The 19,865-nt window shown below is 75.6% G+C and carries 14 protein-coding genes and 1 pseudogene; 13 read left to right on the top strand and 2 right to left on the bottom strand.

Annotation, left to right across the window (positions count from 1 at the left end; translation table 11 throughout):
• From CS2_RS18980 to CS2_RS02380, 5 genes and pseudogenes are all read left to right on the top strand, one after another.
• Positions 1 to 583 (top strand): annotated as a pseudogene (locus CS2_RS18980) (hypothetical protein); the annotation flags it as partial.
• Positions 580 to 1,350, top strand: coding sequence for a copper resistance CopC family protein (locus CS2_RS02395; RefSeq protein ID WP_082739681.1), 771 nt, complete (start codon positions 580 to 582; stop codon positions 1,348 to 1,350). The pseudogene CS2_RS18980 and the gene CS2_RS02395, both read left to right, overlap by 4 nt.
• Before the next feature lie 49 nt (positions 1,351 to 1,399).
• On the top strand, positions 1,400 to 3,451 hold the full coding sequence (locus tag CS2_RS02390; RefSeq protein ID WP_070318743.1) for a bifunctional copper resistance protein CopD/cytochrome c oxidase assembly protein: 2,052 nt from the start codon (positions 1,400 to 1,402) through the stop codon (positions 3,449 to 3,451).
• 245 nt (positions 3,452 to 3,696) lie between these two features.
• A complete protein-coding gene (locus tag CS2_RS02385) occupies positions 3,697 to 3,978 on the top strand; it encodes an isoamylase early set domain-containing protein (protein WP_046530925.1) in 282 nt (93 codons plus the stop codon).
• A 399-nt stretch (positions 3,979 to 4,377) separates the two neighbouring features.
• Positions 4,378 to 5,871 (top strand): MATE family efflux transporter, encoded by a 1,494-nt coding sequence (locus tag CS2_RS02380; RefSeq protein WP_046529523.1) that lies wholly within the window; start codon positions 4,378 to 4,380, stop codon positions 5,869 to 5,871.
• A 236-nt stretch (positions 5,872 to 6,107) separates the two neighbouring features.
• On the opposite strand, the gene CS2_RS02375 is transcribed toward CS2_RS02380, so the two are convergent.
• Entirely contained in the window at positions 6,108 to 6,950 is an 843-nt protein-coding gene (locus CS2_RS02375) for an NERD domain-containing protein (protein ID WP_070318732.1), read from the bottom strand.
• A gap of 190 nt (positions 6,951 to 7,140) precedes the next feature.
• Between CS2_RS02375 and CS2_RS02370 the strand changes: the two genes are divergently transcribed.
• The 4 genes from CS2_RS02370 to CS2_RS02355 all read left to right on the top strand — a co-directional run bounded on the left by CS2_RS02370 (position 7,141) and on the right by CS2_RS02355 (position 14,369).
• Complete coding sequence (locus tag CS2_RS02370) at positions 7,141 to 8,439, top strand: MFS transporter (protein ID WP_070318731.1); 1,299 nt, start codon at positions 7,141 to 7,143, stop codon at positions 8,437 to 8,439.
• 83 nt (positions 8,440 to 8,522) lie between these two features.
• Positions 8,523 to 10,688: a UvrD-helicase domain-containing protein gene (locus CS2_RS02365; protein WP_156441958.1), complete on the top strand. Its 2,166-nt coding sequence runs from the start codon at positions 8,523 to 8,525 to the stop codon at positions 10,686 to 10,688.
• 64 nt (positions 10,689 to 10,752) lie between these two features.
• Positions 10,753 to 11,451 (top strand): hypothetical protein, encoded by a 699-nt coding sequence (locus CS2_RS02360; RefSeq protein ID WP_046529520.1) that lies wholly within the window; start codon positions 10,753 to 10,755, stop codon positions 11,449 to 11,451.
• Positions 11,452 to 11,597: 146 nt separating this feature from the next.
• Positions 11,598 to 14,369 carry a PHB depolymerase family esterase gene (locus CS2_RS02355; RefSeq protein ID WP_070318729.1) on the top strand — a complete coding sequence of 924 codons (2,772 nt, stop codon included), beginning with the start codon at positions 11,598 to 11,600 and terminating at the stop codon, positions 14,367 to 14,369.
• A gap of 31 nt (positions 14,370 to 14,400) precedes the next feature.
• On the opposite strand, the gene CS2_RS02350 is transcribed toward CS2_RS02355, so the two are convergent.
• The gene (locus CS2_RS02350; protein ID WP_233421038.1) at positions 14,401 to 15,465 is read right to left on the bottom strand and encodes a LacI family DNA-binding transcriptional regulator; all 1,065 of its coding nucleotides are present in this window, start codon (positions 15,463 to 15,465) and stop codon (positions 14,401 to 14,403) included.
• A 248-nt stretch (positions 15,466 to 15,713) separates the two neighbouring features.
• Between CS2_RS02350 and CS2_RS02345 the strand changes: the two genes are divergently transcribed.
• The 4 genes from CS2_RS02345 to CS2_RS02330 are packed head-to-tail and all read left to right on the top strand — an operon-like array spanning position 15,714 to position 19,851.
• A complete protein-coding gene (locus CS2_RS02345) occupies positions 15,714 to 17,084 on the top strand; it encodes an ABC transporter substrate-binding protein (RefSeq protein ID WP_046529518.1) in 1,371 nt (456 codons plus the stop codon).
• The gene (locus tag CS2_RS02340; protein WP_070318727.1) at positions 17,084 to 18,046 is read left to right on the top strand and encodes a carbohydrate ABC transporter permease; all 963 of its coding nucleotides are present in this window, start codon (positions 17,084 to 17,086) and stop codon (positions 18,044 to 18,046) included. Before CS2_RS02345 ends, CS2_RS02340 begins: the two co-directional genes overlap by 1 nt.
• 3 nt (positions 18,047 to 18,049) lie before the next feature.
• Positions 18,050 to 18,874, top strand: a complete 825-nt coding sequence (locus tag CS2_RS02335) for a carbohydrate ABC transporter permease (RefSeq protein ID WP_070318726.1) — start codon at positions 18,050 to 18,052, stop codon at positions 18,872 to 18,874.
• Positions 18,871 to 19,851, top strand: coding sequence for an alpha/beta hydrolase (locus tag CS2_RS02330; protein ID WP_070318725.1), 981 nt, complete (start codon positions 18,871 to 18,873; stop codon positions 19,849 to 19,851). The genes CS2_RS02335 and CS2_RS02330 overlap by 4 nt, the downstream gene beginning before the upstream one ends.
• Positions 19,852 to 19,865: the final 14 nt, after the last annotated feature.

The following is a 19,865-nucleotide window of genomic DNA, read 5'->3' as shown; positions in this document are numbered from 1 at the left end:
CCCTGCCGGTCACGCCGCGCACCACGGCGCGGCGCCCGTCCCGCCGCCCGCCGCCGCGCCCGCCGCCCCGGACGAGCCGCGCACGTGGGCGCAGTCCGTCGCGGCCGTCGACCTGACGGCGCTCGCCGCGGCCGGCGTCGACCTCGCGGCCGTCCGCGACGCGGGGTACGACCTGGCCGCGCTCGCCGCCGCGGGCCTGGACGCCACGACGCTCGCCGCCGCGGGCGCCGACCCCGCCGACGAGCACGCGCCGCACCACGTCGCCGAGGCCGTCGCCGCCGCGCCCGACGACGTCGTCGCGGGGGAGGTCGCCGGCGCGCCCTCGGCACGCGAGGGGCAGCGTGCGGGCACCGCGGTACTCGACGGGCGCGAGGCCGACGCCGCAGCGGGTCCCGACGGGCGCGCGGACGGCGCCGCGGCCGGTCCCGAGGCGGGCGGCGCCGAACCCGTGCCGGGCCGTGCGCTCGCGCTGCGGCTCGCGGCGGGCACGGCCACCGCGCTGCTCGCGGGCGCGCTGCTGCTGCACGCGGGACGCGCGTCACACCCCCACGGCGGGGACCGGGCCCGGGTCGTCACGTCATGATGGACCCGGACGCCGCACCGGCGGACGTCCGCGCCACCCCCACCGACCCCGGGAAGGTCATGCGTCCGCACACGCCGTCCACCGTCCGTCTCGTCCCCGCCGCGCCCCTGCGCCGCGCACGTGTCGCCCTCGCGCTCGTCGTGACCGGGCTGCTCGCGCTGGCCACCGCCGGCCCGGCGGCCGCGCACAACGCGCTGCGCTCGTCCGACCCCGCCGACGGCTCGACCGTCGCGACGGCCCCCGACGCGATCACGCTGACGTTCGACCAGGCGGCGCTCGAGCTGGGCACCGAGATCGTCGTGACCGCGGCCGACGGCACGATCGTGTCCGAGGGGCCCGCGCAGCTCGTCGACACGTCGGTCGTGCAGCCGCTCGCGGCCGAGCGGCCCGCCGGCGCGTACTCCGTGATGTGGCGCGTGACCTCCGCCGACGGCCACCCCATCATCGGCGCCTTCTCCTTCACCGCGACCGACGCCGCCGGTGCGCCCGCCGCGCCCGCCGAGCCCACGCCCGACGCCCAGCCGACGCCCGACGTCACCGACGAGGCCTCGCCCGAGCCGACCATGACGACGCAGGACACCGCCGAGCCCACGGTCGAGGCGACGCCGATCTCCGCGCCCGTCGACGACGACGGCGGCGTCCCCGCCTGGGTCTGGGTGCTGCTCGCGGTGGTCGTCGTGGGCGGTGGCGCGGTCGTCGCGTTCGTCGCGCGCGGCCGCACGCAGCGGGACGGCACGACCGGCACCGGGCCCGGCGCCGGCGCCTGACGACCCCGTGGCCGCCGCCCCCGCGCCCGCACGCGCCTACGCTGACCCGGTGGACGCGCAGCCGACGGTCGTGAGGTACGGCGCGCTGGGCGCGCTGACCGCGACCGCGGTCGTCGCGGTGCTCGTGGGACTCACGTTCACGGGTGCGGCGGCCGCGGTCGTCCTGCGCGACCCCGGGCCGCTCGTGCGGTGGGGGCTGCCGGTCGTCGAGACGCTCGGCGAGCTCGCGGCATCCGTCACGGTCGGTGCGCTCGTGCTCGCGGTGTGCGTGCTGCCGCGGCGCGCCGACGCGGCCCGCGCACCGCGCGGCGGTGCCGCCGTCGCGGTCGGCGACGCGTACCCGCGGAGCCTCGTGCTCGCGGCCGTCGCCGCCGGCGTGTGGACCGTGCTGTCGATCCTGCACGTGGTGCTCGCGTACGCGCAGGTCGCGGGCACGCAGCCGACCGCGCCCTCGTTCGGCGACGAGATCGCGCTGTTCGTCACGCAGCTCGACCTGGGCCGCACGCTGCTGTCCGTCACGACCATCGCGGCCGTCGTGACCGCGCTCGCGCTCGTCGTCGCGACCCCGACCGGGGCGGCGTGGACCGCCGCGCTGTCGCTCGTCGCGCTGTGGCAGCTCGCGCAGACCGGGCACGCCGCCGGCGCCGTCAGCCACGACCTCGCCGTGTCGGCGATGGTGCTGCACCTGGTGGGCGCCGCCGTGTGGATCGGCGCGCTCGTGGCGCTCGCGATCCTCGTGCGGCGGCTCGGCGCCGACACGTCCGCCGCCGTCGGCCGGTACTCCGTCATCGCCGGCTGGTGCCTCGCCGCGGTCGCGGTGTCCGGGGTCCTCAACAGCGTCGTGCGGCTCGAGGGCCTCGACGACCTCACGAGCCCGTACGGCGTGCTGCTCGTCGTCAAGGTCGCGCTCACCGCGCTGCTCGGGCTGCTCGGGCTGCTGCACCGCAGGATCACCGTGCCGCGCCTCGCGGGCGGCGCGGACCCGGCCCCCGGGCGCACCGGCACGGCGCTGTTCTGGCGGCTCGTGCTCGTCGAGATCGCCGTCATGGGCGCCGTGTCGGGCGTCGCCGTCGCGCTCGGCTCCACCGCGCCGCCCGTGCCCGACGCGCCGCCCCCCGACCCGTCGCCCGCCTACCAGCTCACCGGCAACCCGCTGCCGCCCGCGCCGAGCGGGCTGCACTGGCTCACGCTGTGGCGGTGGGACGTGCTCGCCGCCGCGGCCGCCGTCGCGGGCCTCGTCGTCTACCTGCGCTGGGTCGTGCGCCTGGGCCGCCGCGGCGACGCGTGGCCGTGGCTGCGCACCGCGTCGTGGGTGCTCGGCATGCTGCTGTTCGCGTGGACCACGTCGGGCGGGCCCGCCGTCTACGGTCACGTGCTGTTCAGCGCGCACATGATCCAGCACATGGTGCTCGTCATGGTGATCCCGCTGTTCGTCGCGCTGTCGGCACCCGTGACGCTCGCGCTGCGGGCCCTGCCGTCGCGCGCGGCCACGCTGCGCGGCGACGACTCGCGCGGCCCGCGCGAGTGGATCCTCACGCTCGTGCACTCCCGCTGGGGCCGGTTCCTGGCGAACCCGCTCGTCGCAGCCGTGAACTTCGCCGGCTCGATGGTGCTCTTCTACTACTCGGGGCTGTTCGGGTGGGCGCTGCGCGACCACGTCGGCCACCTCGCGATGATCGTGCACTTCTCGGTCACCGGGTACCTGTTCGTCAACGCGCTCGCGGGCGTCGACCCCGGCCCGACGCGCCCGCCGTACCCGCTGCGCCTGCTGCTGCTGTTCGCGACCATGGCGTTCCACGCGTTCTTCGGCGTCGCGCTCGTGAGCGGCGAGTCGCTGCTGGTCGCCGACTGGTTCGGGCTCATGGGGCGCCCCTGGGGGCCGTCCGCGCTCGCCGACCAGCAGATCGGCGGGTCGGTCGCGTGGGGGATCGGCGAGATCCCCACGGTCGTGCTCGCGATCGTCGTCGCCGTGCAGTGGACCCGCGACGACGAGCGCACCGCCCGCCGCCGGGACCGCAAGGTCGACCGCGACGGGGACGCCGAGCTCGACGAGTACAACGCGATGCTGGCCCGCATGGCCGACCGCGACGCCGGTCGCTGACCCCTCGCCCCGCACGGGTCGTCCCAGCCGTCCCCGCCTGCCCACGCACCGCTGGCCCCACCCACCCGGGCACCGCCCGCGCCTGCGGTGTCGGTGTCGGCGGGGGTGTCGGGTCGGCGCGGACGGGTGGGCGTCACACGGTGGTCACGTGCGGGGGCGGTGCCGGTCACACGCGTGCGGGACGCTGCACGCGTGCGCAGCGCCGCGTCGCCGCCCGAGCCGCCCGAGGGAAAGTGGTCCCGCCCGTGCTGAAGAAGTCCCGCTCCGCCCGTACCGCCACCTCCACGCTGACGTTCGCGCTCCCGGCCGCCGAGCTCGACGGGCCCGTGAGCGTGGTCGGGACGTTCAACGACTGGACGCCCGGCGCGCACCCGCTGCGGCGGCGGTCCAACGGCACCGCCAGCGTGTCGGTGACGGTGCCGACCGGCACGACGGTCAGGTTCCGGTACCTGGGCGAGCGCGGGCGGTGGTTCGACGACGCCGACGCCGACGCGATCACGCCCGAGGGCGGGGTCGTGCTCGCCTGACGCCGAGCGCGGACGGTGCACGCCCGACCGCGCCCGTCGGGTGGCTGTCGCGTTGCGCGGTGCGCATCGCGACGCAGATCACGTCGGTCAAGCCGAGGGCGGGCCGGGACCGGGTCGTCAGCGGTCGGGAGGCCCGTGGGAGCGCTGCCTCGGGGCGTTCCGGGCGTGCGCACGTCGCGTGGCGGGGGTGCGGTTGGTGCGCACGTGGCGCGGGCTTGCCCTGCCGCCGGGGACCACGCCCGGACGGGTGCCGCGTCGCCCGTCTAACCCCTGGCCACGCGGGATCGTATCGATACGATGAGGTGCTGACGCGACCGGCACGACCGACCACCGCGCCCCTCCACGGCCGCCCTCGACGGCGACCGGTCCTGTCCCCACCAGCGCGGAAGTAGTCCCGTCATGTCCAAGGTCCTGACCGCCGGCAGCCCCTGGCGCGTCATCGCCCTCTTCGCCGTCCCGCTCCTCGTCGGCAACGTCGTCCAGCAGATGTACCAGGTCGCCGACGCGATCGTCGTCGGCCGCACGCTCGGCGTCGACGCGCTCGCCGCCGTCGGCGCGACCGGCAGCCTGCTGTTCCTGCTCCTCGGGTTCGCCTGGGGCATGACCTCGGGCTTCGCGATCCCCACCGCGCAGGCGTTCGGAGCCGGCGACCACGCCGCCGTGCGCCGCTCGGTCGCGTCCGGCGCCGTGCTCACCGCCGTCGTGTCGCTCGTGCTGACCGTCGCCGCACCGCTGCTGGCCGAGCCCGCGCTGCGCCTGCTGCGCACCCCCGAGAGCCTGCTGCCGCAGGCCACGACGTTCGCGGTCGTGAGCTTCCTGGGCGCCAGCACGATGATGTCCTTCAACTTCCTGTCGGCGATCGTGCGTGCCATCGGCGACTCCCGCACGCCGCTCGTCTTCCTCACGATCAGCTGCGTGCTCAACATCGGCCTGGTCGTCGGTCTCGTCGCCGGGCTCGGCACGGGGGTCGGCGGCGCGGCGCTCGCGACGGTGGTCTCGCAGGGCACGTCCGTCGCGCTGTGCCTGCTCTACGTGTGGCGCCGCGTGCCCGTGCTGCACGTGCGCCGCGAGGACTGGCGCGTCACGCGCGACGACCTCGCGCAGCACCTGCGCCTCGGCCTGCCCATGGGCTTCCAGGCCTCGATCATCGCGATCGGCACGCTCGCCGTGCAGGTGCGGCTCAACGAGCTCGGGCCGGACGCGGTCGCCGCGTACACCACGGCCGCGCGCGTCGACGGCCTCGCCGTCGCGCTGCTGTCCTCGCTCGGCCTCGCGGTGTCGATGTTCGTCGCGCAGAACCTCGGCGGCGGGCGGCCCGACCGCATCCGCACCGGCGTCGTGCAGGCCACGTGGATGTCGGTCGTCGCGTCGGTCGTGCTCGGTGCCGTGCTCATCACCGCCGGCAGCCACCTCGTCCAGCTGTTCGTGGGCGACGGCGCCGACCGCGTCGTGACGATGGCGGCGCACTTCCTGCACGTCACGGGCGCGCTCTACACCGTGCTCGGCGTGCTGTTCGTGCTGCGCGGCGCCCTGCAGGGCCTCGGCCACACGTTCGTGCCCACGGTCACCGGCGTGATCGAGCTCGTCATGCGTGTCGGCGCGGCCGTCGTGCTCGGTGCGGCGTACGGGTTCGACGGCGTCGTGTGGGGCAACCCGCTCGCGTGGATCGGCGCCGTGGTCGTGCTCGTGCCCGTGTACGTGCGGTGGCACCGCCGGCTCGCGCTCGCACCGATCGGGCCGATGTCCGACGTCGTGGCGACCCCCGAGCCGATCGCGCTCGAGGGCCCGCACGAGGGGTCGGCCGTCGTCGACACGGTCGTGCCGCGCCCGCGCCGCCTCGTGCGGCGCCGCGGCGACCGGTCCGGCCGGGTGCGTGACCGCGTCCGTTCCTGACGGGCCCCGCGGCTCCGCCCGTCGCACCCGCCCCGGCGGCCCCGGTCCCGGCGACCCCGTGCGGCGTTCCGGCTGCTGAGCGGCCGGAAGGCCACGCACCCGGGCACCCCGGCACCCACGCACCCGAGCACCCCGGCACCCGCGCACGCGGGCGCCGGGGCGTCGGGCGGTCCGGCGCGTGCGCGGCAGGGTGGCGGGTCAGCGGGTCGGGGTTCCGCCGCGGGGCGGGCGGCCTGTCACAGCGCACCCACCCGCACCGCGACGGCGACCGCCACGGCCAGCGGCAGGCACCACACCGCGGCCGCGCGTGCGACCGCGCGGGTCGTGGCGGCCGACCTCGTCCGTCGCTGCGGGGCGCGCCCCGCAGCCGACGGCAGCACCGACGACTGCGCCGAGTGGTCGGCGGTCCGCACGCGCACCGCACGCCGCCGCCGGTCGGTGCCGAGCACGGACGTCGTCAGCTGGTCGGGGCAGCGCTCACCGCCGAGGTGCAGGTCCAGCAGCTGGTGGAGCCCCGCCATCTCGGCGGGCGTCAGGCGCGGCGGCAGCGCCCGCAGGTGCGCCGCGAGGTCGTCGACGCCGACGACGGTCGCGCCGCACGCGTCGACGACCGGCCCCACGTGACGGTCGGGCGCGCAGACCACCGCACGCACCGCCGAGCGGTGCTGGGGTGCGAGCAGCGCCGTCACCGCGGCCGCCGCGGCGAGCGCGCGCTCGAGGTCGAGGGCCACCGGCTCGCCGTCGTGCCGCAGCGCGCCGTCGTGCAGGTGCAGGCGGCCCGGCCAGCTCCGCACGTCCACCACCACGACACCGCCGGGCCCGACGACCACGTGCTCGATCGACCCCAGCGGGCGGCCCGGGTGGTGCACGCCGTGCAGCGCCGCCCAGCCGTACGGCTCGAGCGCGCGCAGCGCGGCCGTGGGCGTCGCGGTCGTGGGGAACGCGCCGGTCGTCGGGGAGGTGCCGGTGGGCGCCGGTGCGGCGTCGCGGACGCGCGACGGCACGGCGCCCACGATCCGCGCCACCTGCGCGTGCGCGGCACGCAGCGCCGGCTCGCCGCCGGTCCTCGACGAACCCATGCCCTCTACGTCGGCCGTCGCGCCGCCGGACCTGAGCGGTTCGGGTGTGACGCGGGACCCTGTCCCGCCCGTCGGGCGGGTCGGCGGAGTTGGCTCGAGGGCTGCCCGCGGGGCACCTCGCGGACGTAGGGTCGCCCTCGGCACGCCGTAGGGGGCACGCCGTCGAGCACGCGCGACGAGGGGCACACGCATGACGCACGGGACGAGCACGCGTACGCGCGTGGCGGTGGCGGCGACGTACGTCGCGCAGGGCTTCGGGTACGCGACGGTGGTGACCGCGCTGCCGGGGCTCAAGGCGCGCACGGGCATCGACGACGGCGCCATCGCGATCGTGCTGCTGCTCGGCGCGCTGCTCGCCGCGGCCGGGTCGGTGACCGCCGAGCGCATCGCGCGCGGCCGCTCGTCGCGTGCGGCCGTCGTCGTGGGGCTCCTCGCGCAGGCCGCGGGCCTCGCCCTCGTCACCACCGCGACGTCCGTGCCGCCGCTGGTCGGCGCGTTCGTGGTGTTCGCGCTCGGCCTGGGCATGGTCGACGCGTCCGGGAACATGCAGGGCGTCGCGCTCCAGCAGCGCGTGGGGCGCCCGCTCATGTCGACCCTGTTCGCGTGCCTCACCGCGGCTGCCATCGCGGCGGCGCTCGCGCAGTCCGGGTTCGCGCGCCTCGGCACGACGACGGGTGCGGTCGTCGCGCTGCTCGTCGCCGCCGCCGTCGCCGCTGCCGTCGCGCTGGTCGCGCGCCCCGCGCTGCTGACCACCGACGCGGGGGTCCGCACCACCGCCGGGCGCGTCGCGCCCGACCGCGGCGCGTCGGACCGAGGCGCGTCCGGCAGCGGCGCACCGTCGCGTGCGCCGCTGCCGCGCGCCGGCATCTGGCTGTTCGGCGCGATGGTCGCCGTCGCGTTCGTGGTCGACTCGGCGGTCTCGAGCTGGAGCACCGTGTACCTGCACGACTGGCTCGACGCCCCGCCGTCGGTGGCACCGCTCGGGTACGCCGCCTACCAGGGCGCGGTGCTCGTGACGCGGCTCGCGGGCGACCCCCTGGTCCGCAGGTTCGGGCGCGAGCGGGTCGCGATGCCGACCGTCGTCGTGGCCGCCGTCGGGCTCGCCGTGGTGGCGCTCGTGCCGAGCCCCGTCGCCGCCGTCGCGGGGTTCGCGCTCGCGGGGGTCGGCGCCGGCACGCTCGTGCCGCTCGCGTTCTCCGCGGCCGGCGAGCTCGCGCCGGACCGGCTCGACGAGGTCGTCGCGCGCATCAACCTGTTCAACTACGCGGGCGCGCTCGTGGGTGCCGTCGTGATCGGCCTGCTCTCGGAGCTCCTCGGCCTCGGGCCCGCGTTCTTCGTCCCCGCGCTGCTGCTCGTGCCCGCGCTGGGCGTCGTCCCGCAGCTCGGCGACCGGCCCCGCCCGGGCGTGCCCGAGGTCGTCGCACCCCCCGGGACCGCGCTGCCCACGGCGCCCGAGCCGCCCGAGCCGGACGGCCGCCCGCCCCGCTGACGTGGTGCACGTCGCCCGGTCGGGCGCTCATGGTCGGCCCGCGGCCGGCCGATAGGTCGGGTGACACCGGAGGACACCGACCCATGCCCGCAGGGGACTCCGCGGCGCTCGAGGCGCAGCGTCAGCTCGCCCTCGCCGCCGCCCACGAGAAGGCCGCCGTCGAGGCGCGCGCGACCGCGTCGCGCTACGGCGTCGCGTCCGCGACCGAGCAGCGCACCGCGCGTGCCCTGGCGCCGCTCGCGGCCGCGGGCCACCACCTGCTCGCCGACCGGCGCTGGCCGGGCAGCCGCCGCGCGCAGGTCGACATGGTCGTCGTCGGCCCCGGCGGTGTGTTCGTCGTCGACACCAAGGCGTGGGCGGACGTCACGATCGACCGCGACCGGATCCTGCGCGGGCAGGAGGACGTCACCGAGGACCTCATGGCGCTCGCGGACCTCGCGTACCGCACCGAGGGCGAGCTGGCCGAGATCGGGCTGGCGCCGGGGGAGGTGCACGCCGTCGCGGTGCTGGCGGGGCGGCAGGGCGTCGACGAGCGCGTCGGGCCCGTGCGGGTCGTCGGCGAGCGCGACGTGCTCGGCCTCGTCGCGCGCCGCGGTGCGCGGCTCGCACCCGCGCAGGTCGACCGCGTGCTCGCGCGGTGCCTCGACTGGTTCGGGCAGGTCGGTGCGCCCGCCCCCGTCAGCACGACGCTGCCCGAGCCGGTGCTCCCGGCGCCGCGCGTGCCGGACGCCGCGCCCGTCGTCGTCCCCGCGCTCGTGCCCGACGACGCGGCGGGCGAGCCCTTCGAGGTGCCCGCGCCGCGCGGCCCCGCGGGGGTGGCGCCGCTGCACGACGACGAGGAGGCCCGCCGCACCCTGCTGCAGGGGCTGCTCGCGGCGCCCGTCGAGGAGTGGATGACGTTCCTGCACCCCGCGCAGGCGAAGGTCGTGCGCCGCTCGTACAACGGGCCGGCGCGGATCCGCGGCGCCGCGGGCACCGGCAAGACGGTCGTCGGGCTGCACCGCGCCGCGTACCTGGCGCGCACCCGCGAGGGCAAGGTCCTGGTGACGACGTACATCCGGACGCTGCCCGACGTGCTGCGGCAGATGCTCACGCGGCTGGCGCCCGACGTGGTCGACCGCGTCGAGTTCGCGGGCGTGCACGAGACCGCCAAGCGCATCCTCGACGAGGCGGGCGTGCGCGTGCGGATCGACGGCAGGCAGATCGCGGCGGCGTGGACGGCGGCGTGGGGCAAGGTCGCGGGCGGGTCGATCATCGACACCGACCGCCACGAGCAGGACTACTGGCACGAGGAGGTCGCCTCGGTCATCAAGGGCCGTGGGCTGACCCGCTGGGACCAGTACGCGGACCTGCCGCGGCTGGGCCGCCGGCACCGGCTCGGGCTGCAGCAGCGGCGCGTCGTCTGGCAGCTGTACGAGGCGTACGACGCCGAGCTGCGCGACCGCGGCGTGCACGACTTCGCGGACCAGATCGCGCTCGCGGAGGCCGAGCTGCGGCGTCGCCCGCCCGCCGAGCGGTACACGGCCGTCGTCGTCGACGAGGCGCAGGACCTCACGTGCGTGATGCTGCGCATGCTGCACGGCCTGGTGGGGGACGCGACCGACGGGCTGACGCTCGTGGGCGACGGTCAGCAGACCATCTACCCGGGCGGGTTCACGCTCGCCGAGGCGGGCATCTCGGTCGCGGGTCGCGGCACGGTGCTCGACGTCAACTACCGCAACACGCGGGAGATCCTGCAGTTCGCGTCGATGCTGGTGCGCGACGACGAGTTCGCGGACATCGAGGGCGCGACGGCGCGCGGCGACCGGCCCGCGCAGGTGCCGCGCACGGGCCCCAAGCCGCTGTACGTGCGGTGCGCGGGGGAGGCGGACCGGCAGCGCCGCATGGTGCAGCGCGTGCAGGAGGTCGTCGCGGAGGTCGGCACGAGCTTCGGCGACGTGGGCGTGCTGTCGCTGTCGCGGCGCGGCGTCGACGACGCGACCGAGGCGCTGCGGCGCGCGGGCGTCCCGGTGGTCAACCTCGAGCAGTACGACGGCGTGCCCGTGAACCGCGTCAAGGTCGGCACGGTGAAGCGCGCGAAGGGCCTGGAGTTCAAGCAGGTGCTGGTCGTGGACCCGTACGCGTCGTGGTTCACCGACAAGCCCGACGGCCTGGACGACGTGGACCGCGAGCGGCGGGAGTTCCGGCTGCGCGAGCTGTACGTCGCGATGACGCGGGCGCGCGACGGGCTGTGGGTGGCGTCGATCTGACGGCGGCGCCGTCGGGACCGTCGGACCGCGCCGCGGTGCACGCACCGGCGGTAGCGTCGGGCGGGTGAGCAGCGCGCCCGGACCGTACCCCGCCCCCGACCAGCCGGCGTCGGGCCCCTGGCCCGGACCGCCGCCGCGCCCGCGGCGCACGTCGGTGACGGGGCCGGTGTGGCTCACGGCCGTGGGCGTGGTGCTGCTGCTGGGCGCGCTGGTCGCGTTCGTGGCGACGATCGGCGGGTTCGTCGGCGCGGTGCGCTCGGACGTGCTGACGAACGACGGTCGGCCGGGGGCGGCGGTGCTCGCGTCGGCCGACGCGCCCGGTGCGACGGAGGTCGTGCTCACGGCGGGCGAGCGGTACGCGGTGTACCTCGTGGTGCCGCGTGACGCGGTGCGTGACGACGAGCGCCCCGAGCTCGCGGAGGACGTGCTGCTCATGGCGCCGTCGGGTGCGGTGGTCGAGGCCGACGGGTCGCCGGGCGTGAGCATGCAGACCGGTGCGGGTGGGCGCGTGGCCGCGACGGTCGGGGCGTTCACGGCGCCCGAGTCGGGGCGGTACACGGTCGCGGTGCCGCCCGCGGACGCGTCGGACGCGTGGGTCGCGATCGCCGCGGACAAGCCGTTCGGGCCGTTCTTCGGGTCGGTCGTGGGGACCGTGCTGGGCGTGTTCGTGGTGATCGGGCTCTCGGCGGCCGGGTTCGGGATGACGCTCGGCGGCGCGATCTGGTGGGTGCTGCGCGTGCGTGCGCGGCGCGCGGCTGCCTGACGTCGAGGCCCCGGCTCACAGTTGACCCTCAGCGGACGCACTGGCTAGCGTGGTGCTAAATCGGTCTAGCAACGACGTGGACCGAGAAGGCAGCAGCCGACGAGGGCTGCTCGGGGGGCGCCGCACCGTGTCGAAGGAGACATCGCATGTGGAGACCCCTCAGCCGGGGCCGCACCCCTGACCACCGCCGGCGGACCACCGCGCTCGCGGCGCTCGCCGCGCTCGCGGCGGCGACCCTCGCCACCGCGGCACCCGCCGCGGCCGCCCCCGAGCCCGCCCCCGACGGCATCGTGTCCGTCACGCCCGTCACCGAGGTCTACGCCTCGGGCCAGAAGGTCGCCGCGGTCGTCGTCGAGTACGCGGCCGCCGTCGACCCGGCCGACGTCACGCCCGCCGCGTTCGTGGTCGAGGACAGCACGTACGACTTCCGCTTCAGCGCGGGCCTCGAGGAGCTCGACGACCTCGCGCCGCGCACGATCACGCGCGCCTACACCAACGACGCCGTCGGCCGGCTGCCTGCGGGCACGTCGACGCCCGGGCGCTACGTCGTCCTCGAGCTCGACCCGACGGACCCCGGTGGCAACACCGTGATCCGCTCGACCTGCCCGCGCCTGTGCTTCGAGAAGATCAACACCGACCTGCGCACGCAGGTCACGCAGGTCGCCGACCTGCACGCCGCCGACGGCACGCTGCTCACCACGGCCGACCCGACGCCCGTGCGCGTCACCGCGCCGGCCGTCGACCCGGTCGTCGACGGCTACGTGTCCGACGTCTACGACCACGAGGGCCACGCGCTGCCGTACTCGTACCGCCTGCCGGCGGGCTACGACCCGGCGCGCACGTACCCGCTGGTGGTCGCGCTGCACGGCTACGGCTCGGGCTACGACGGCGAGAACCCGCGCGTGAACCTCGCCGTGGACGCCATGGTCACCGCGTGGGGGCTGCCCGCGTGGACCGGCGTCGACGAAGACGTCATCGTGCTCGCACCGCAGAACGAGCGCGTCGGCAACCCGCTCGAGGCCGACGCCATGACGGCGCTCGTCCGGTCCTTCGTCGCCGACCACGCGGTCGACGCCGACCGCGTCTACGCCGCGACGTTCTCGTGGGGCTCGACCCTCGCGTGGGCGGCCATGGCGCAGGACCCGACGCTGTTCGACGCCGCGCTGATCGTGTCCGGGTTCGCGGTGAGCGAGGAGCAGGCCGCGGCGATCGCCGCGCAGCCCGTGCCCGTCTACCTCACGCACGGCACGAGCGACCCGGTGCTGCCGCCGACGTTCTCGACCACGAGCCGGGACCTGCTGCGCGCCGCGTACGTGGCCGCGGGCATGGACGAGGCGACCGCCGCGGACACCGTGCGGCACGTCGAGTACGCGGACGACGCGTTCGTCGTCCCGGACCACCACGCGGCCACGATGCCGACGTACTCCGACCCGGCGATCCTGCAGTGGGTGCTCGCGCAGCGCCGCGCGCCCGCGCCGAGCCCCGTGCTGGGCGTCACCGCGGTCACCGAGGTCGGCTCGTTCGGCCAGCAGGTGACGCAGGTCGTGCTCGAGTACGGCGCCGACGTCGACGCGTCGGGCCTGACGCCCGCGGACTTCCGCGTCGAGGACTCGGGGTACAACTTCCGGTTCGCGGGCATCGAGACGCTGCCGGACCTCGTGGACCGCGCGGTCGCGTCGGTCTGGACGACCGACGACCCCGCGCGGCTGCTGACCGACGACCGGCCCGAGGCCCCGGGGCGCTTCGTCGTCCTCGACCTCGTGGACTCCCCGGTGGGCGGCTGGACGGTCATCGTGTCGCGCTGCCCGACGTTCCTGTGCTCGGTGCGCGTCAACCCCGACCAGCTCACGCAGGTCACGCAGCTCGGCGACGTGACCGGCACCGACGGTGCGCTCGTCGCCGCGGCCGACCCGACCCGCGCGCACCGGCTGACGGGCGACCCGCTCGACCGCGAGGTCGACCGGTTCGTGCTCGACACGTTCGCGTCCAGCACGGGCGACGTGCGGTACGCGTACCGCCTGCCCGACGGCTACGACCCGTCGCGCACGTACCCGCTCGTCGTCGCGCTGCCGGGCCACGGCATGGGCTACGACGGCCAGAACGTCGGCGTGCAGCTCGCGTCCGACATGCTCGCGGTCGCCTGGAACCAGGAGTCCTGGACCGGGACGGACGAGGGCGTGATCGTGCTCGCGCCGCAGAACGAGCGGCTCGGCAAGGCCATCGAGGGCGCGCAGACCGTCGAGCTCGTCGAGGCGTTCCTCGCGCAGCACGCGGTCGACCGCGACCGGGTCTACGCGACGTCCGTGTCGTACGGGTCGCAGCTCATGTGGGAGATGTTCTCGGAGCGGCCCGACCTGTTCGCGGGCGGCCTGCTGACCGGCGGGTTCCCGGGCGACGAGGACGAGTTCGCGCGCATCGCGGCGGGGGAGGTGCCGATGTGGATCACGCACGGCACGAACGACCACCTGCTGCCCGTCGCGCGCGCCCGTGCGTCCTACGAGGCGCTCGTCGCGGCGTACGAGGACCGCGGGCTCGACGCCGCGCGGGTCGCGGAGCTCGTGCGGTGGACCGAGTACGGCGACGACGCGTTCGGGCTGCCGGACTTCCACCTCGCGGCGGCGCCGACCCTCGAGGACCCGGCGACGCTGCAGTGGCTGCTCGCGCAGGACCGCGACCCGGACGTCCCGACCGAGCCCGGCACGCCGGGCGGCACGGACGGCGGCACGGACGGCGGCACCGGCGGTACCGACGGCACGGCCGGCTCCGGCACGGCCGGCACGGGCGCGCCGGGCGCGTCCGGCGCGCTGGCGGTGACCGGCCCGGCGCCGCTCGCGGCCCTGCTCGCGCTCGCGCTGGCCGCGACGGGCCTCGGCACGGTCCTCGTCCGGCGGCGCGTGCGCGCGTCGCGGGAGGGCTGAGCCCCGGGTGCGACCGCGGGGCTCCGTGGCGTCAGACCGGCGCCACGGAGCCCCGCGCGCGCAGCGGCATCGCGAGCCGGTGCACGGTGCCCTCGCCGTCGACGGCGTCGTCGGACGCCTGGGCGCCGCCCGTGATCCGCGCGATCAGCAGCTCGACCGCGCGCCGCCCGAGCTGCTCGTGCGGGATCGCGAACGACGACACGCCGGGGCGCAGCCAGTCGGCCATGGGGTAGTTGTCGAACGACACGACCGACACGTCGTCGGGGATCCGCAGGCCGGCCTCCTGCAGCGCCTGGTAGGTGCCGAACGCGAGCCGGTCGTTGAAGCAGATGACGGCGCGCGGCCGGGGGTGGCGGCGCAGCAGCTCGTGCGTCGCGGTCCAGCCCTGCGGCGGCGCCCAGTCGTCGCACAGGTGCCCCGACGCGGGCGCCAGGCCCTCGGCCGACAGCACCTCGCGGATGCCGGTGAGCCGCTCGACGCCCGCGACGGTGTCGGGCGGCACATCGTCGGGGCCCGGTCCGGCGCCGACGAGGTGGATCTCGCGGTGGCCGGCGTCGAGCAGCAGGCGGGCCGCGGCGCGGCCCGCGGCGACCTCGTCGGGCACGACCGCGGGGGCCCGGGTGGGGGCCGCGGGCAGCGTGTTGAGCAGCACGGTGGGCACGCGCTCGAGCGCCTCGGGCACGGCGCGCGTGCGCGTGAACATCGAGGTCAGCATGATGCCGTCGACCTGCCGGTCCTGCATCGCGTCGATGAGCGCGCTCTCGATCGCGGGGTCGCCCTCGGTCTCGCCGATGAACAGCATGAAGCCGAGGTCGCGCGCGGCCTCGATGGCGCCCTTGATCATGTCGCCGGCCATCTGACCGGTCGCGACCGTGTCGGACACGAGGCCGAGCGTGCGCGTCGTGCCCTTGCGTAGGCCGATCGAGACGATGTTGGGGCGGTAGCCGAGCTCGCTCGACGCGGTGCGCACGCGGTCCTGCACGGCGGGGGAGATGCGCAGCTCGGAGCCGCGGCCGGACAGCACGAGGGAGGCGGTCGTCGACGACACCCCCGCGGTGCGTGCGACGTCCGCGAGCGTCACGCGTCGGCGGCTCACGTCGTCCTCCAGGCCCTGGTCCTGCCGAGGATCCTAGGGGTGCCGCGCGGCGCCGCGGCCCGTCCTCGGTCCCGGCGGCGTCTCCTGGGCAGTTGTCCGACTCGTCCCTCCCGGTGCGCGGGCGCGTGACCGATCCGTGACCCGCACCGGCTTGACACCGGTGGCGGGCGGTAGCGAACATCGTGGTGCTAAGCCGATTTAGCACGGACCCCCCGCCCGGGTCCCGGCCCCTCAAGGAGGAGACACCGGTGTCTCGTACGACAGCTCACCCGCGGCGCGCCGTCGCCGCTGCGTCCCTGTGCCTCGCAGGCATCCTCACCGTCACCGCGTGCTCGGCACCCGGCGGCGGCACGTCCGACGAGCCCGCCAGCACCGCGGGCGGCTCCACCGACAAGGCCGACTGGACGTGCGGCACCGACGACGTCACCCTCAGCGCCTACGTCGAGACCGGCTTCCCCCTCGCGGGCAAGCTCTTCGACGAGTTCTCGAAGCAGTACCCGAACGTGAAGTTCGACGTGCGCGAGGACCAGTTCGCCGTCCTCACCCAGAACGCGCCCCGCGTCCTCGCCGACAACCCGCCGGACCTCATGCGCCTGCCGCAGGTGTCCGAGCTCGCCAAGGACGGCCTGCTCTACGACCTCGACGACGCCGCCACGGCGCTCGGCTGGGACGAGTGGCCCGCCTCGCAGCTCGAGCAGATGCGCGTCGACGCCGACGGCCGCCGCGGCAACGGCCCCCTGTACGCCCAGGGCCTCAACTACTCGATGACCGGCGTCTTCTACAACAAGGAGCTCGCCGCCCAGATCGGGATGACCACCCCGCCCGAGACGCTCGCCGAGCTCGACGAGTGGATGCAGAAGGCCAAGGACGCCGGCATCACGCCCATGGCGCAGTTCAACGGCGGCGCCACCGGCGGTCTCGCGTTCCCGCTGCAGGGCCTCATGGCCTCGTACGGCGACCCGGGCATGATCAACGCCTGGACGTTCCAGCAGCCCGGCGCGAGCATCGACACCGAGTCGAACCTCAAGGCCGCCGAGCACCTGCAGAAGTGGGTCGAGGCCGGCTACTTCGCCGACGACGTCAACTCGCTCGACTACTCGATGATGATGAGCCGCTTCATCGACGGCAAGAGCCTGTTCATCTTCAACGGCGACTGGGAGTCCGGGAACCTCGACACCCAGATGCCCGGCAAGGTCGGCTTCTTCCTCGTGCCGCCCGCCGAGGCCGGCGGCAAGGTCGGCGCGATGTCCGCGCCGCTCACCTACGGCATCTCGGCCAAGGCCGAGCACCCGCAGTGCGCCGCGTTCTTCCTCGACTGGATCGCGACCAACGACGAGGCCCGCACCATCGCGGTCGAGGTCGGCGGCTCGCACCCCATGGGCCCGTCGGACGCCTTCATGCCCGAGGTCGACGGCGACTCCGTGACCGCCCAGACGCTCGCCGCCGGCGCGACGATCGCCAAGGACAACGGCTCGATGGAGTTCATCGCGAACGCCACCGGCGCCATCTACGCCAAGAGCTGGACCCCCAACCTGCAGAAGCTCGTCGCGGGCGAGCAGGACGCCAAGGGCCTGCTCGAGGCCGTCCAGAAGGACTACGAGAGCGAGATCGGCGGCTGATGATGCAGATGCGGACGACCGACACCACCGGTCTCCGCGAGGTCGCCGCCCCGGCGTCGACCAGCCACGAGGCCAGGCGCCGTGCCCTCCGGGCACGGCGCCTGCGCCGGGGCTGGGTCGCCCTCGGCCTCGTGGTCCCCGCCGCGGTGTTCTACGCGGCCTTCGTGCTGCGCCCCCTCGCGCTGACGGTGCAGTACTCCTTCTACAAGTGGAACGGCGTCACGGCCTCGACGTGGGTCGGGTTCGACAACTACCGCCGTCTCACGCAGAGCTCCGAGACCCTGGGCTCGATCCTCAACGCGCTCGAGCTGATCATCTACTTCAGCTTCGTGCCCGTGATCCTCGGCCTGCTCACCGCGGCCACGATCCGCAAGTTCGCGGCGAGCCGCCTCGCCCTCGCGTCGCGCACCGTGCTCTTCCTGCCGCAGGTCATCCCGCTCGTCGCGGCCGGCATCATGTGGACCTGGCTGCTCGCGTCCGACGGCCTGGTCAACGAGCTGCTGCGCGGCATCGGGCTCGGCTCGGTGACGCGCGCCTGGCTCGGTGACACCGACACCGCGCTGCCGGCCGTCGGCGTCATCGGCGCGTGGGTCGCGCTCGGCCTGTGCATGCTCCTGCTGCTCGCGGGCATGACCAAGATCGACCCGTCCCTGTACGAGGCCGCGCGCATCGACGGCGCCGGCGCGGTCCGCGAGTTCTTCGCGATCACGCTGCCGAGCGTCCGCCAGGAGATCGGCGTGTGCGTGACCGTCACGATCATCGCCGCGCTCGCCGCGTTCGACATCGTCTACATCTCGACCCAGGGCGGACCGGCGAACTCCACGCTCGTGCCCGGCCTCGAGATCTACTACCTCGGCTTCTTCAGCCGCGAGGTCGGCCAGGCCTCGGCGCTCGCCGTCGTCTTCATGGCCCTCGTGCTGGCCGTGGTCCTGCCCATCCAGCGACTCACGCGGGAGGACTGACCCGTGATCGTCTCCCGGCGCGAGACGTGGCTCGGCCGCGTCCTGCTCATCATCCTGATGCTCGTCACGATCGTGCCGTTCGTCAGCCTGTTCATCACCGCGCTGCACAAGCCCGGCACGTACCCCTCGGGCCTCTCGCTGCCCGAGACGCCGTACTGGTCGAACTTCGTCGACGCGTTCACGGCCGCCAACATGGGCGCGCTGCTGTGGTCGAGCGCGCTCATCGAGGTCGGCGTCGTGCCGGTCGCGCTGCTCATCGCGACGCTCGCCGGGTTCTCGCTCGGCCACCTGCGGCCGCCGGGGCACCGCGTCATCTTCCTGACGTTCGTCATCGGCCTGACGCTGCCGTTCCAGGCCGTGATCGTGCCGCTGTACTACCAGATGCGCGACGTCGGCCTGCTGAACACCCGGTGGGCGATCATCCTGCCGCTCATCGGCCTGTACATGCCGTTCGCGGTCATGTGGATGCGCGCGCACTTCGTCAACATGCCCGAGGACCTCTCGGAGGCCGCCCGCATCGACGGCGCCAACACGTGGAAGCTCTTCGCGCGCATCCACCTGCCGCTGTCGACGCCCGCGCTGTCGTCGCTCGGGATCCTCATGTTCCTGTGGACGTGGAACCAGTTCCTGCTCGCGGTCGTGCTGGTCGACGACCCGACCAAGCGGACCATGGCCGGTGCGCTCGGCGCGTTCCAGGGCCAGTGGGGCACCGACATCCCGCTGCTGTGCGCGGGGTCGCTGCTGATCCTCACGCCCACGCTCCTGGTGTTCCTCGCGTTCCAGCGGCAGTTCGTGTCCGCCCTCATGCAGGGAGCGCTGAAGGGATGACGCAGGTCGCCGTCGCGCGGCCGCCGTTCGACCCCGCGATCGCCGACGCGCTCACGACGCGCGCGGCCGACGTGGTCACGACGCTGCGGCCCGACGAGATCACGGCGCTGCGCGAGCGCGCGCAGCCGCCCGTGCTCGCCGACGTCGCCGCCGAGGCCGGCCTCGAGCTCACCTGGCACGAGGCGCCCGGCCCCGGCGGCGGCACCGTGCGCGTCGCGCTGCTGCGCCCGCCCGTCGACCACGCGGTGCCCGTGCTGCTGCACCTGCACGGCGGTGGCCTGGTGGTGGGCACGGTGTCGGACGACGTGGCCGCGGCCGCGCAGGTCGCACCCGGCTGGGCCGTCGCGTCGGTCGAGTACCGGCTCGCGCCCGAGCACCCGTACCCCGCGGCCGTCGAGGACGCGTACGCGGCGCTCACCTGGCTCGTCGGCGACGCCGACGTGCTCGGGCTCGACCCGACGTGCGTCGTCGTCGAGGGCATCAGCGCCGGCGGCGGCCTGGCCGCGGCGCTCGCGCTGCTCGTCCGCGACCGCGGCGGCCCGGCCCTCGCCGGGCAGCTGCTGGTCTGCCCCATGCTCGACGACCGCAACGAGACCGCCTCCGGGCACCAGATGGCCGGCGTGGGCTCCTGGGACCGGACCGCCAACGCGACCGCGTGGGCGGCGTACCTCGGGGACCGTGCCGGTGGCACGGGCACCCCGCCGTACGCGGCGGCGGCGCGGGCGGCGGACCTTCGCGGCCTGCCGCCCGCGTTCGTCGACGTCGGCTCCGCCGAGACGTTCCGCGACGAGTGCGTCGCGTACGCCGCGCGGCTGTGGGCCGACGGCGGCGACGCCGAGCTGCACGTGTGGCCCGGCGGCTGCCACGGGTTCGACGGGCTCGTGCCCGACGCGCCCGTGTCGCGCGACGCGCGCCTGGCCCGCGCCCGGTGGCTGGCCCGCCTGCGCGAGCGCGTGACCGCCCCCGACCTGACCTGAACCCCGTCGTGCCC

This window comes from Cellulomonas iranensis NBRC 101100 = JCM 18110 (assembly GCF_001552375.1).
Lineage (GTDB): Bacteria > Actinomycetota > Actinomycetes > Actinomycetales > Cellulomonadaceae > Cellulomonas > Cellulomonas iranensis.
The sequence above is the reverse complement of the archived record's forward strand: the minus strand, read 5'-3'. Positions and strand labels throughout refer to the sequence as shown.

Bases quoted from the DNA above. Each gene is read 5' to 3' on its own strand.
- CS2_RS02340 (WP_070318727.1), top strand. From the start codon at position 17,084: ATGATGCAGATGCGGACGACCGACACCACCGGTCTCCGCGAGGTCGCC.
- CS2_RS02365 (WP_156441958.1), top strand. From the start codon at position 8,523: ATGCCCGCAGGGGACTCCGCGGCGCTCGAGGCGCAGCGTCAGCTCGCC.
- CS2_RS02375 (WP_070318732.1), bottom strand. From the start codon at position 6,950: ATGGGTTCGTCGAGGACCGGCGGCGAGCCGGCGCTGCGTGCCGCGCAC.
- CS2_RS02395 (WP_082739681.1), top strand. From the start codon at position 580: ATGATGGACCCGGACGCCGCACCGGCGGACGTCCGCGCCACCCCCACC.
- CS2_RS02330 (WP_070318725.1), top strand. From the start codon at position 18,871: ATGACGCAGGTCGCCGTCGCGCGGCCGCCGTTCGACCCCGCGATCGCC.
- CS2_RS02370 (WP_070318731.1), top strand. From the start codon at position 7,141: ATGACGCACGGGACGAGCACGCGTACGCGCGTGGCGGTGGCGGCGACG.
- CS2_RS02380 (WP_046529523.1), top strand. From the start codon at position 4,378: ATGTCCAAGGTCCTGACCGCCGGCAGCCCCTGGCGCGTCATCGCCCTC.
- CS2_RS02355 (WP_070318729.1), top strand. From the start codon at position 11,598: ATGTGGAGACCCCTCAGCCGGGGCCGCACCCCTGACCACCGCCGGCGG.